Here is a 12,647-nt window from a genome sequence, read left to right as displayed (position 1 = left end):
GGCCGGGCAGCTGTTCCAGTGCACCAACACCGACGCTCGGAAGTGGCTGGTCGGGTTCGCGTGATTGCGGGGCGTGCGCCCGCGTGATCGGGCGGGAATGGCCTCCGTTGGCGGCGAGGACGGGTGGTCCTTGCCGCCAACGGGCCGCGCGGCTCGATCTCTCCCCAGTGATCTTCCGGCCACCGCCGTTACTTCTTGGCGGCGGCGACCTTCTTGCGCGGGGCGCGCTTGCGCGGCGCCGCCGGGGCCTCGGCCTCGGCCACCTGGGCCTGCTCATAGGCCGCGATCACCTCGGACGAGAGGCGGCCGCGCTCGGAGACCTCGTAGCCGTTCGCGTTCGCCCAGGCGCGGATCTGCTGGTTGCGCTCGCGGTCGGTGGTGCTCGTCGTGGTCGACTGCCCGGTGGCGACGCGCACCTTGCGGCCGCCGATGCGCCGGCCGGCCGCGATGTAGCGGGCGAGCTCGTCGCGGAGGGAGGCGGCGTTGTCGTCCGAAAGGTCGATTTCGTAGGTGACGCCGTCGAGGCCGAACTGAACGGTCTGGGCAGCGGTGCTGCCGTCGATGTCGTCCAGGATCTCGACGAGGACTTTCTGGGCCACGGGAATGCTCCTCAAGCTGGATGTGCGTCCGGGGAACGTGACGTGTGACAAGTTGCACAATGACCGACGTTCTCCGGTGGAGTGTATCCACCCGAGGATCGGTACGGCAATTTCCCGGGGACTTCCCGCGATTCGGTGGTCCTGATTGGACGGGTGCTAGGTCCCGGACGGCGTCGAACCCTGCTCGCCGTGGTGATAGGGCGGATCCGTCTCGAGGGCCTCGTCGGCCTTCTCTTCGACGGGATCGGCGACCTCGGCTTCCTGAGCCGCTTCTTTGGCTTCTTCGATGTGCTGCCGCGAGCGGGCGAGGTCCGCTGGGGTGTCGTCGTGCTTGTCGTTCGCCGCCATCACAACTCCTTGCCGGGGGCAATTCCGTGGTGGGTGGTTACCCGCCTGGCGAGACGGCAACCGTCGGGGCGGGGGCGATTCTTTCCGGGGCATTGCGGAAACGGGGTGGGGAATCGCGGCCCGGGTGGGCTTTGGGGCGGGCGGGGTTCGGCCGGACGGGCCATTCGGGCGGCCTGGGGGCCGCTGTGGTGGCGCTGGGGCGGTTGGGACAGCCCAATCGGCGTTGTGGTCCACCTGGGCGGCGGGAGCGGCTGTGGGGTCGTTGCGGGGGAGTTCCGGTGGAGTGGGGCCGGACCGCAGGAGCGAAGTGGGGAGGGCTGCGCCGGGAAGTCCGACTTGGCCCGGCCTTGGCCGGAGTCCGGCTTGGCTCAGCTTTGCTGGCGTCCTGCTCGGCTCAGCTGCGCCGAGTCCGGCTTGGCTCGGCCTTGGCGGAGTCCGGCTTGGTCGCCTCGCGTTCCCTGCGGCGGAGTCCGGCCGTGAATTCTTCCGCTCTGCACCTGCCGTCTGGTGAGCGGATGGCCGGGACCGGTTCCGCCTTCCCCGATCGCCCAACGCGGTGAACGCTGTTCCCCTGAAACGCCGAAGGGCCCCGCACCAGCTGGTGCAGGGCCCTTCCGGGGTGAAACGGGAGTTACTTCTTCTTGGCAGCCGACGTGCGCTTGGCCGGGGCCTTGGCGGCCGTGGTCTTCTTCGCGGCGGCGGTCTTGGTCGCGGCCGGCTTGGCGGCGGCCTTCGCCCGCGTGGTGGTCGCCTTCGCCGTGGTGGCCTTGGCCGCGGTGGTCTTCGCCGCCGCGGTCTTCGGGGCCGCCTTGGTGGCGGTGGCCTTGGCGGCCGGCTTCGCCGCGGTGGCGCGGGTCCGCGTGGTCGTCGAACGCGTGGTGGCCGGCTTGGCGGCAGCGGCGCGCGTGGTGCGGGTCGTGGTGGCCTTCGCCGGAGCGGCGGCGGCCTTGGTGGCGGTCGCCCGGGTCGTCGTCGCCGCGGTGGCGCGCTTGACCGGGGTCGCCTTGGGCAGCTTCTTGCTGCCGGAGATGACGTCCTTGAAGGTGGTGCCGGCGCGGAAGGCGGGCACGTTGGTCTTCTTGACGCGCACGGCCTCACCGGTACGCGGGTTCCGGGCGGTGCGGGCCGCGCGGGCACGCTTCTCGAACACCCCGAAGCCGGTGATGTTGACCTTTTCGCCCTTGTTGACCGTCCGGATGATGATGTCCACCAGACCGTCAACGGCCTGCGAAGCCACCTTCTTGTCGCCCAGACGCTCCGACAGCGCCTCGATCAGCTGGGCCTTGTTCGTCATTCCAGTCCTCCATAGTGGAACTACTAGTCACGGCCCATCTCGGCCGACACTGCACACGGTATTACCAATACCGCACAAAATCCAACCGGGGGTCGAAATATTTCCTTGCGAGGGCGCTGGTTCCGCCTCCCGAGGGACGTTCGTGAGACAGGACCCGGAATGGAACCCGGACATCGACCATGACCCTGAGCAGGCAAAACACGGTAGCGGCGCCGTCCACTGTGGTCGTCCATATAGGACCCAGGGCCGTTCGGGCGACTTTTTGCGCGACACGCCGACAAGGGGTCTCCGGGCCTGTGTCCGGGACCACGCGGACCCCGATCCCGCGCAGCGGCGGGGGTTCCCGTGCCCGCCGGCGGCCCCCGGATCAGGCTTGCCGGGGCGCCGCCTGGGATCCCGCCGCGGCGCCCGGGAGCGTCACCCAGCCGATCGCGTAGGTCTCCTTCACCGCAACTTCGACGGGGCGGAAGGCGGCCGCGTCGATCGACGGTGTCTGTCGGACGACTTCCTCGTGGAACCAAGCGGAAGTGATCAAGGCGAGCGGAGTCGGTGAAGACAGTAAAGCGGCTTTCACCTGCGCGGCTTCCAGCAGCCGGAAGGCGTGGTTGATCGACGGGGCCGTAACGCCGTACTCGTCGTGGACGACCTCTCCGGCGTGCAGGGCCATTCGCAGCCGCAGCTGTTCCTCGGTCCGGTGCCCGGCATTGTGGCGTTCCAGCCTGCGCACCAGTGCGTGCGGCAGGGAAGCTGCGATGGCTCCTTTGGGGATTCCGGGCGGCACCAGGACCAGCACGCCGTCACCGCAGTCGACGTGCCGGCAGTCCTTCCAGGGCACGCCCGAGTCGGTGAAAGCCCGCCGCAGGGCCTGGTACAGCACCTGCCTCAGGACCAGCCGGTGCCCGCTGGTCCGGCGAGCGTCCCCGTACCCGGAGACGTCGACCACCACGATCGTCCGGTGAACCGCCTGGCAGGGCCCGGTTTCGCGCCTGCCCACTCAGATCACCTCCTGCGCGGTCAGGACCTTCCTCAGCCGCGTGAGGCCGCGGTGCTGGGCGACGCGGACGGCGCCGGGAGTGGACCCCACGGCATCGGCAACCTCCTCGGCGGACAAGCCGACGACCACGCGCAGCACCACGATCTCCCGCTGCTTGTCCGGCAACACTTCGAGCAACCGCGCCATTCGCTCGTGCAGCTCCCGCCGAAGTTCGTGCTGTTCGGGGCCGATATCGCTGTCGACCTCGTCGGGGAGCTCGGCCGTCGGTTCGGCTCGGTCGCGCGCCGCGGCACGGTGCGCATCGGCCACCTTGTGCTGGGCGATCCCGTAGACGAACGCCAGGAACGGGCGGCCTTGGTCGCGGTACGAAGGCAATGCCGTCAGCACGGCCAGGCACACCTCCTGCGCGACGTCGTCCGCGGATGCGAACGAATGTTCCCGCCTGCCGATCCGGGCGCGGCAGTACCGCACCACCAACGGCCGGATGGCCGCGAGCAGCCGTTCCACTGCCCGGGGATCTCCCTCGACCGCGGCGGCGACCGGCTCGTCCAGCCCGTCGATGACGGCCGTCGAGCCGGCTCGACGGTCCGCGGAAGCCGTGGCGGCAACAGGCACCGCGACGGTGCGCAGGGCGGCGACCTGCCGCAGGACATTCCGCCGGAAGGCTTCCGTGCGCACCTCGTTGTCCAGGTCGAGGGTGAAGAGACTGTCGAGGTAGCCGTCCGCGATGGTCATGCGCCGGGTGAGTTCGTCGTCGTGTCGTCGGCTGATCATCGGTCCCTCCCTTCGAGCTTCGCCAGCAACCGTCTGCGGCCCCGGGAGACCCTCTGCTTGGCCGCGGAAAGCGAGATGCCCAGGATCTCGGCGATGGCTTCCCGCGAGTGGCCGGCCAGCGCGAGCGCCACGGCGTGGGCTTGGTCTTCGGGCAGCGCGCGGATCGCGTGCAGCGTCTCCACCACCTCGAGGTGCAGGTCGGGCGAAGCCCAGGTCGTCTGGCACAAGCGGTCGCCGAGCTGGTCGATGTCCGCGTTGTCGAACCGCCGCTGATGCCGCCGTGCGCTCATCACCATGTGCCGCACCGTGCGGTACAGCCAGGCGCTCTCGTTCCGGACCGGATCCCGACCGGGCCGCTTCAGCGGGCGCATGACCAGTTCGGTAACCGCGTCCTCCGCGAACGTCTGCGCGTCCGAGGTGGAGCTGCCCAGCCTCACGGCGAACTTGGCGAGGTCGACGTAGTAAAGCTTGCGGAGGCTCATCGCGCGCTCGGCCAACGCGCGGTCTGCTTCACCTGGACCGTCCCTCACGCCGGATCCGGATGTTCGGGCACCGGTGGGGCTCCGTGGGAACACTCGGTGCACCATGCGGTGTCGGACATCTGTTCGGCCGGTCTGCTCACCGTGGACTCCTTCGTCACTCCCATGTCGGTAAGTGACGGAAAAGGCCTGCGGTGACCGAAGATCTTCCCGTGGGGTGAACTCACTCGTTCGGCCCAGCGTGACCACTCCGGTACGCAACAGCCGCAACGCCGTGTTGGGCGCGGGACTGTCGGTGCGGCGGGCTAGTCTGCCGCGGGAGGAAGACCCGGGTGCGACAGGGAGAACCGTGGACCAGGAGACGCTCACCACCGTGGTCGGCCGGGTGGCCGGGACCGAGGACTCGACGCCGCTGCAGTTCCACGTGGCCATCGATCCCGAGGCGTACCTGCAGCTCGACGACGTCGTCGTCACCCGCAGGCAACTGCCCGGCCTCGGCGAAGTCACCTCCTACGGTGTCGTCACGCAGGTGAGCGCGCGGCACGAAGGTGCCAGCTTCGGCAGCGACGTCTTCCTGATCTCCGACGGTGTCCTGCCCGCGCAGGTGCAGGAGATCGCCGAGATCGCGACCACCCGCGTCGAGCCCGAGTGCTACGTCCCGCCCAAGCCGGGCAGCCAGGTGTCCAGGGCCGTGGGGGAGGATCGCGCGCAGGCGCTGTACTTCGACAACATGACCCGCCAGGTGGCGGTCGGCCTCGGCCGGGACGGCGAACCCGTCTACCTCAACATGGACTTCCTCGACGGCACCCGCGGCGCGCACGTCAGCATCTCCGGCGTCTCGGGCGTCGCCACCAAGACGTCGTTCGCGTTGTTCCTGCTGCACTCGATCTTCCGCGGCGGGGCCCTGCCGAACGCCCACAACGCCAAGGCCCTCGTCTTCTCCGTCAAGGGCGAGGACCTGCTGTTCCTCGACACCCCGAACCGCGCCCTAGACGAGAAGCTCCGGGACGAGTACCTCAAGCTGGGCCTGCCCGCGGAGCCCTTCGCCTCCGTCGGCTTCTACGCGCCGCCCACGCCGTCGGACACCACCGGGAAGCCTTACGTGACCGGGCGCACCTCCGGCGTCGGCGCCTTCTGGTGGACCATCGCGGAGTTCTGCGCGAACGACCTCCTGCCCTACGTCTTCGCCGACGCCGAGGACGAGCGCAACCAGTACACGATGGTCATCCACCAGGTCGCGAACCGCCTGCGGCTGGACAGCACGCCCGCGGGCAAGGACGGCGCCGCCACCGTCGACGGCGTCCTGTGCCGCACCTACGCCGAACTCGTCGACGTCGTCTGCGAACGCGTCACCGACGAGGAAACCCGCGCGAGCTGGGCAGGTGCGGTCACCGGCGCCGGCACGGTCAACGCCTTCATCCGCCGCCTGCGCTCCAGCCAGCGCGCGCTGTCCGGCCTCATCCGCGGCGACCTCACCGACCACGCCGCGCGCAAGCTGTCCACGGAGAACCAGCAGGTGACCGTCGTGGACATCCACAACCTCGTCGAGCGCGCGCAGCGGTTCGTCGTCGGTGTGACGCTCGCGACCGAGACCGCGCGCAAGGAAGCGGCCGGCCCGGGCGGCTTGCTGTTCACCATGCTGGACGAGCTCAACAAGTACGCGCCGCGCGAAGGCAGCAGCCCGATCAAGGAAGTGCTGCTGGACATCGCCGAACGCGGCCGCTCCCTCGGCGTCATCCTGATCGGCGCGCAGCAGACCGCCTCCGAGGTCGAACGCCGGATCGTCAGCAACAGCTCGGTGCGGATCGTCGGCCGCCTCGACGCCGCCGAGGCCTCGCGCCCCGAGTACGGCTTCCTCCCGGCCAGCCAGCGGGTCCGCGCGACGCTCGCCACGCCCGGCACGATGTTCGTGAGCCAGCCGGAGATCCCGGTGCCGATCGCCGTCGGCTTCCCGTTCCCGGCCTGGGCCACGCGGCTTTCCGAGGCCGGGAAGATCCCCGAGACGACCACCGGGCTGTCCACGTCGAAGAAGTCCGATCCCTTCGCCGGCCTGCCGACGCGCGGCAGCGACCCGTTCGGCGACGACCCGCCGCCGTTCTGAGCCCGCCGACACCCCCAGGGAAGGACGAAGCGTGAAGTTCCTGCACACCTCCGACTGGCACGTCGGCAAGACGCTCAAGGGCCGCAACCGCCTGGACGAGCAGCGTGCGGTGCTCGGCGAAATCGTCCGGATCGCGCGGGACGAGCAGTTCGACGCGATCCTCGTCGCGGGCGACCTCTACGAGACGTCGGCGCCGTCCGCGGCCGCGCAGGAGCTCGTGGTGCGGGCCCTGATGGCGCTGCGCGAAACCGGTGCCGAGGTCGTCGCCATCGCCGGGAACCACGACCACGCCGCGACCTTCGAGGCCTACCGTCCGCTGCTGCAGGCGGCGGGCATCCAGCTCACCGGCGACCCGCGCCCGGTCCACGACGGCGGCGTTCACTCGTTCGACGCACGGTCGACGGGCGAACGCGTCAACGTCGCCGTGCTGCCCTTCCTTTCCCAGCGCTACGCGGTCCGCGCGGCCGAGCTGCTCACCGGGACCCCGGCGGACAACGTCGGCCAGTACGACCAGCGCGTGCGCGACATCCTGGAGCACCTCAAGACCGGGTTCACGCCCGGCGCGGTGAACCTCGTCATGGCGCACCTGACGGTGACCGGCGGCACGATGGGCGGCGGCGAGCGCGCGGCGCAGTCCATCTTCGAGTACCACGTGCCGGCCACGGCGTTCGGCGCCGACCCGCACTACGTGGCGCTGGGCCACCTGCACCGGCGCCAGTCGCTGCCCGCCGCATGCCCGGTGCACTACAGCGGTTCGCCGTTCGCCGTCGACTTCGGCGAGCAGGACAACAAGAGCGTCGTCCTGGCCGTCGAGGTGACGCCGACGACGCCCGCGAAGATCACCGAAATCCCGATGACCAAGGGCCGCCGGCTGCGGACCGTCCACGGCACGGTGGCGGAACTCGTCGGCCGCAAGGAGGAGTTCGGCGAGGACTACCTCCGCGTCTACGTCCGCGAAGCGACCAGGGCCGGGCTGCGCGAGGAGATCCAGGAAGCCCTGCCCCAGGCTCTGGAAATCCGCATCGACCCGGAGTTCGCCGCCCCGGTGACGACTTCGGGCGGCGAGCGCGCGGTCGCGGACCGTTCGCCGGGGGAGCTGTTCGCGAGCTACTGCGAAGAACGGACAGTCGAGGACAAGCGCGTCCAGTCGCTCTTCGCGCGGCTGCACGACGAAGAGACGAGCGGGGTGTGACATGCGGCCTGTACTGCTGGAGATGACCGGCTTCGCGTCGTTCCGCGACAGGACCGAAGTCAGCTTCGAGGACACGGACTACTTCGCGCTCGTCGGGCCGACCGGTGCCGGCAAGAGCACGGTCATCGACGCGCTCACCTTCGCCCTCTACGGTTCCGTCGCCCGCTGGGACCACGAAGGCCTCGTCGCGCCCGCGCTGGCCCCGACGGCGAACCGCGCGACCGTGCGGCTGGTGTTCGACGCGGGCGGCGCGCGCTACCACGTCGTGCGCGAAGTCCGGCGCAGCGGCGGGAAGAAACCCACGGTCAGCGTCAAGAACGTGCGCCTGGAACGGCTCGTCGACCCCACCGCGCCCGGCGGCCCGGAGGACGACGCCGACCCGGTCGCCGCGGACTCCGAGGTCACCCCCGCCGTCGAGCGGCTGCTCGGGTTGACGTTCAAGCACTTCTGCACCTGCGTCGCGCTGCCCCAGGGCGACTTCGCCGAGTTCCTGCACGCCAAGGCCGCCGACCGGCAGAAGATCCTCATCAAGCTGCTGGGCCTCGAGGTCTACGAGCGGATCGGCCGCCGCGCCGGCGTCACCGCGGAGCAGCAGAAGCAGCGCGCCGCCGTCCTCACCGAGCAGCTCGGCAGCTACGCCGACGCGACCGAGGAAGCCGTCGAGGAGCTGGCCGCGCGGATGACGGCCCTCGCCGACTTGGACGCGCGCGTGACCGCGGCGCTGCCGGGGCTCACCGAAGCGACCCGCGCGCACGACGAAGCCCGGCAAAGCGTCGCGACGCTGACCAAAGAGCTGAGCGTCCTCGACGCGCTGGAACGCCCCGAAGGCGTCGAAGACCTCGAGACCCGGCGTCGCGCCGCGGCGGACGCGGCGACCACGGCCCGAACCGGACTGGAGACGGCCGAAGCGGCGGACGAGACGGCCCGGGCCGCGCTCGCGGCCGCTCCCGCGCGCGGCGAACTGGAACGGATCCGCGCCGCCCGCACGGAGCTGGCCGAGGCCGAGAAGGCCCTCCCGGGCCTGGAAGAGGCGGCAAAAGCGGCGTCGGAGGCGAAGACGGCTGCCGTCGCGGCGGTGACCGAAGCCGTGGCCGCGGTGGACGTCGCTCGCCGGACGCGGGACACCACCGCGCGGGCGGCCGAGGACGCGGCCGCCGAAGCGGCGCGCGCCCGTCAGGACCGCGATCGGCTGGCCGGGCTGAAGCCGCCGGCGGATCTCGGGGACCTGGCGAAGGAAGCGGCGCGAGTGGCGAAGCGCACAGCGGACGCCGACGCCCGTCTGCGTACCGCCGAAACCGCCGACGCCGAAGCGCGCGCGGCGCTGGCCGCCCAGCCGGACGTCGCGCCGCTCGCCGCCGCCCGTTCCGACGCCCGGACGCTCTACACGGTGTGCGACACCCAACGGAAAGCCGCGCCCGAGCAGGCCGCGCGTCGGACGGAACTCGAAGCGGCGCGAAGTGTCTTCGCCCGCGCTGACGCCGAAGTCGCCGCGGCGAAGACGGCGGTGACCGACGCCGAACGGGCCGGGCAGGCGCTGACGCTGCGGGCCGGGCTCGCCGTCGGGCACCCGTGCCCCGTCTGCGAGCAGGAAGTCGCGACGCTGCCCGACGCCGGCGGCCACGCCCACCTGGCCGAAGCGGGGGAACGCCTCGAGCGCGCAGAACGAGACCGCGCCGCCGCCGAGTCCGTGCTGCGCAAGCTGGAGCGGGCCGTGGACCGCGACGCCGACTCGGCCGCGTCGGCGGCCGCGCAGGCGGAAGAACTGCGTGCGGTGCTCGCCGACGTCGACGGCCCGCCGGAGTCGCCGGTGCTGCGCCGGCCGGTCGAGGCGGGTTTTTCCGAGCAGGACTACGCCGATCTCGTCACGGCCGTGCGTGAGCGGGGCGAGTGGCTGTCGGCGACGATCGACGGCCGCACCCGCGTCGCTGAGGCCGCGCACGCCGCCGACAAGGAGCTGGCGGCGGCCCGCGCCGACCGCGCGTCGGCGCAGCACGAGGCCGGCGTCGTCGAGAAGTCGTTCGCGGCGGCCAGGGAGGCGCTGCGGGCGGCGCGCGATCCCCTGGTTGAGCTGGGCGCGCCCGCGGTCGACGACGGCGACGTCCCGGCGGGCTGGCAGCGGCTCACGGCCTGGGCGGCGGCCAGCCTGGAAGACCGGCGGACGGCACTGGCGGCGCGGGAAACGGCCGCCGAAGCCGCGGGCAAGGAAGCCGTCGTCGCGGCGGACGACCTCGCCTCGGCCGAGCGGACCGCCGAGCAGCGGCGGAAACGGGCGGGAGAGGCGGCGCTGGCCGAGCAGTCGGCGAGCACCACGCTCACGACCACCCGCCGCCGGCACGGCGAACTGGGCGAGAGCCTGGCGGACGCGCCCGCCGCCGAGGTCGTCGCCGAGCAGCTGGCGAAGGTCGCTTCGCTCGAAGAAGCCGCGAAGCGGGCGGACGCGGAGCTGCGGACCGCCCGCGGCGCCGCGAAACAGGCCGCCGAAGCCCAGGCGCGCATCGCTTCGCAGGTCGACGCCGAACGGCAGCGGCTGTCGCGCGCCCGCGACCCCTTGGTGAGCCTCGGCGCCCCGCCGATCGACGGAGACAGCCTGCTCGGGGCGTGGACCGCGTTGACGGATTGGGCGGCCGGGCAGGCGAACGAGCACCGCGACCGCCTGGCCGTCGCGACGACGGCCGAGGGCGAAACGGCCGAAGCGTTGCGGGCGGCCGAACGCGCGGTCGTCGACGACGTCACCGCGCTGGGCGTCGCCCTGCCCGAGGGGCCGGTGCGCGACCGGGTGCCGGTCGCGCTGGCCACCGCGCGGGCGCGCGCGGAAGCCGACCACACCGAGATGAAACGGCGCGTGGCGCGCGTGGCGGGCCTGCACGGCGACATCGCGGCCGCGGAGTCCGAAGCCCAGGTCGCGCGGCTGCTCGCGGATCTGCTGCGCTCGGACAAGTTCCCGCGCTGGCTGATCGCCGGGGCGCTGGACACGCTCGTCGCGGAGGCGTCGGCGTCGCTGCTGGAGCTGTCCGGCGGCCAGTTCGAGCTGACCCACGACAAGGGCGACTTCCTGGTGGTGGACCACAACGAGGCCGACGCCCGCCGGCCGGTCAAGACGCTGTCGGGCGGCGAGACGTTCCAGGCGTCGCTCTCGCTGGCCCTCGCGCTGTCTTCGCAGCTGGGTGCGATGGCCGCAGAAGGGGCGACCAAGCTGGAGTCGATCTTCCTCGACGAGGGCTTCGGCACCCTGGACGAGGCGACCCTCGACGTCGTGGCGTCCACATTGGAGAACCTGTCCGCGACCGGGTCGCGGATGGTCGGGGTGATCACGCACGTGCCGGCGCTGGCCGAGCGCGTGCCGGTGCGGTTCCTGGTCACCCGCGACGGCTCCGGCTCGCACATCAGCAGGGAGGGCGCATGACGGCGGTGGCCGGGATGCACTTCAGCGTCGACTCGTGGGACCCGGGCTACGGCAGCTCGATGGAGGCCGAGGAGCTGGCGCGCTCGGGCGCCGAGGTCGAGCTCGAAGTCGAGGTGCCGACGGAGGAATGGGCCCCGATCGACCCATCGCCGGTCTCGCCGCCCGACGCGGTGTTGTTCGTCGACGGCGTCCGCCGCATCGACGCCCGCGTCTGGATCGACGACCCGGCCGGGACGAACTCGGCATCGATCGGGCTGTGCGCGTCCTACGCGGCGGGGGTGGTGTGCTGCTGCGACGGGCGGGCGCACGTGGTCGGGACGGACGTCCGGCGCGGGGTGTTCACGGTGGCGTCCGAAGCCGCCGGCATCCCGACGTCGGCAGGGGTGTACGAGGCCTTCTCCACGACGGCCAAGGACGACAAGCCGCTGGCGGTGGTGCTGTCGTCGTTGCTGCAGGAGCGCCTGGCCGAGACCGAGCTGAAGACGGCGATGGACGCCCGCGAGGCGATCGCGGGCCACGTCGGGAGCGACTTGCTGGTGGTGGACGGGCCGTTGAGCGGCCGCACGCACCTGCCCCGGGCGGTGGGGTTCATCAAGAGCCACCAGACGACGTACTTGCCGGGCGAGCTCAACGCGATGGTCGGCCGCCTGGCGCCTCACCAGCGGACACCGGTGTTCCTGATGGGGACGACGTGGGTCCGGCATTCGTGGTACTTGAGGCTGCCGTCGGTGGGCGGACCGCCGTGGTCGGGGGTGGTCCGCGTGGAGGCGGCGCCGCATCTGGGGCGCGCGGAGGTGGCGGCGTTGGCGAACTTGACGCAGTCGGTGCTGGGGCGGTTCGCGTCGGTGGAGTACAAGGACTCGCGGGCGCCGCAGAATCTGTATCCGATCGCGGGGTTGGAGCGGGATCTGCGGCATCGGCTGGGGGATCAGCAGTTCGTTTATCGGGCGTTGCGGGTGGCCGCTTCGCGGTGAGACCCGGCTCGGCTTGCCGATGTCTTGGATGACTCATTCAGGGCTTGGGAGGTCTTGAATGGGTCATTCAGGGCTTGGGAGGTCCTGTATGGGTCATTCAGGACGCTCGGGGCTTCTCGGCGGTATCGGCTGGGGACACGTAGCTGGTCCCACCCGGCGCCGCGGGTGGCCGTGGCCCGCTGAGCCAGGACCGGGCCTCCGGGGCCCCCGCCCTTCCCTGGCAGGGCTCCGGCAAAGTCGGGTGGGGCGATGCTCCACCTGACACCACCGCCCGCGGAAGGCTGGGCCGAAGAGGCGCTTCAGCGGGACGCCGAGCTTCGATGGTCATCGACGACTCGTTCATGCCATCCGCCAACCGCCGCCTGAACGACTGCCCGCCGCCTCACCACGAAGGCCGACGCCAAAGGCGAGAGGCCCCCGAGAACGGGCACCGACGAGGACCCAGACTCCCCCGCACCCCGATCCGAAGCCAGAACACGGCCGGCAGCG

At 71.5% G+C, this 12,647-nt stretch carries 10 protein-coding genes; 4 read left to right on the top strand and 6 right to left on the bottom strand.

What is annotated here, in order from left to right; translation table 11 throughout:
- Positions 1 to 188 precede the first annotated feature (188 nt).
- The 6 genes from ACERZO_RS43185 to ACERZO_RS43160 form a co-directional block, all read right to left on the bottom strand.
- The gene (locus ACERZO_RS43185; protein ID WP_372671778.1) at positions 189 to 599 is read right to left on the bottom strand and encodes a histone-like nucleoid-structuring protein Lsr2; all 411 of its coding nucleotides are present in this window, start codon (positions 597 to 599) and stop codon (positions 189 to 191) included.
- A 156-nt stretch (positions 600 to 755) separates the two neighbouring features.
- Positions 756 to 947 (bottom strand): hypothetical protein, encoded by a 192-nt coding sequence (locus tag ACERZO_RS43180; protein WP_372671777.1) that lies wholly within the window; start codon positions 945 to 947, stop codon positions 756 to 758.
- 631 nt (positions 948 to 1,578) lie between these two features.
- A complete protein-coding gene (locus tag ACERZO_RS43175) occupies positions 1,579 to 2,241 on the bottom strand; it encodes an HU family DNA-binding protein (RefSeq protein WP_372671776.1) in 663 nt (220 codons plus the stop codon).
- 367 nt (positions 2,242 to 2,608) lie between these two features.
- Positions 2,609 to 3,235: a hypothetical protein gene (locus ACERZO_RS43170; RefSeq protein WP_372671775.1), complete on the bottom strand. Its 627-nt coding sequence runs from the start codon at positions 3,233 to 3,235 to the stop codon at positions 2,609 to 2,611.
- Positions 3,236 to 3,796 (bottom strand): sigma-70 family RNA polymerase sigma factor, encoded by a 561-nt coding sequence (locus ACERZO_RS43165; protein WP_372671966.1) that lies wholly within the window; start codon positions 3,794 to 3,796, stop codon positions 3,236 to 3,238.
- 209 nt (positions 3,797 to 4,005) lie between these two features.
- Positions 4,006 to 4,491, bottom strand: coding sequence for an RNA polymerase sigma factor (locus ACERZO_RS43160; RefSeq protein WP_372671774.1), 486 nt, complete (start codon positions 4,489 to 4,491; stop codon positions 4,006 to 4,008).
- 346 nt (positions 4,492 to 4,837) lie between these two features.
- Between ACERZO_RS43160 and ACERZO_RS43155 the strand changes: the two genes are divergently transcribed.
- Genes ACERZO_RS43155 through ACERZO_RS43140 form a run of 4 tightly spaced genes read left to right on the top strand, consistent with a single transcriptional unit; the run spans position 4,838 to position 12,158 of the window.
- Positions 4,838 to 6,589, top strand: a complete 1,752-nt coding sequence (locus ACERZO_RS43155) for an ATP-binding protein (protein WP_372671773.1) — start codon at positions 4,838 to 4,840, stop codon at positions 6,587 to 6,589.
- A gap of 31 nt (positions 6,590 to 6,620) precedes the next feature.
- The gene (locus ACERZO_RS43150; RefSeq protein ID WP_372671772.1) at positions 6,621 to 7,781 is read left to right on the top strand and encodes an exonuclease SbcCD subunit D; all 1,161 of its coding nucleotides are present in this window, start codon (positions 6,621 to 6,623) and stop codon (positions 7,779 to 7,781) included.
- A gap of 1 nt (position 7,782) precedes the next feature.
- On the top strand, positions 7,783 to 11,184 hold the full coding sequence (locus ACERZO_RS43145; RefSeq protein WP_372671771.1) for an AAA family ATPase: 3,402 nt from the start codon (positions 7,783 to 7,785) through the stop codon (positions 11,182 to 11,184).
- Positions 11,181 to 12,158: a hypothetical protein gene (locus ACERZO_RS43140; RefSeq protein WP_372671770.1), complete on the top strand. Its 978-nt coding sequence runs from the start codon at positions 11,181 to 11,183 to the stop codon at positions 12,156 to 12,158. The genes ACERZO_RS43145 and ACERZO_RS43140 overlap by 4 nt, the downstream gene beginning before the upstream one ends.
- Positions 12,159 to 12,647 lie beyond the last annotated feature (489 nt).

Origin of the sequence: Amycolatopsis kentuckyensis, assembly GCF_041679295.1 — a bacterium.
In the GTDB taxonomy this organism is placed as follows: domain Bacteria; phylum Actinomycetota; class Actinomycetes; order Mycobacteriales; family Pseudonocardiaceae; genus Amycolatopsis; species Amycolatopsis kentuckyensis_A.
Note: the sequence above shows the minus strand (reverse complement) of the source record. Positions and strands in the feature narration are given on the sequence as shown.

Bases quoted from the DNA above. Each gene is read 5' to 3' on its own strand.
- ACERZO_RS43180 (WP_372671777.1), bottom strand. From the start codon at position 947: ATGGCGGCGAACGACAAGCACGACGACACCCCAGCGGACCTCGCCCGC.
- ACERZO_RS43175 (WP_372671776.1), bottom strand. From the start codon at position 2,241: ATGACGAACAAGGCCCAGCTGATCGAGGCGCTGTCGGAGCGTCTGGGC.
- ACERZO_RS43160 (WP_372671774.1), bottom strand. From the start codon at position 4,491: ATGAGCCTCCGCAAGCTTTACTACGTCGACCTCGCCAAGTTCGCCGTG.
- ACERZO_RS43145 (WP_372671771.1), top strand. From the start codon at position 7,783: ATGCGGCCTGTACTGCTGGAGATGACCGGCTTCGCGTCGTTCCGCGAC.
- ACERZO_RS43140 (WP_372671770.1), top strand. From the start codon at position 11,181: ATGACGGCGGTGGCCGGGATGCACTTCAGCGTCGACTCGTGGGACCCG.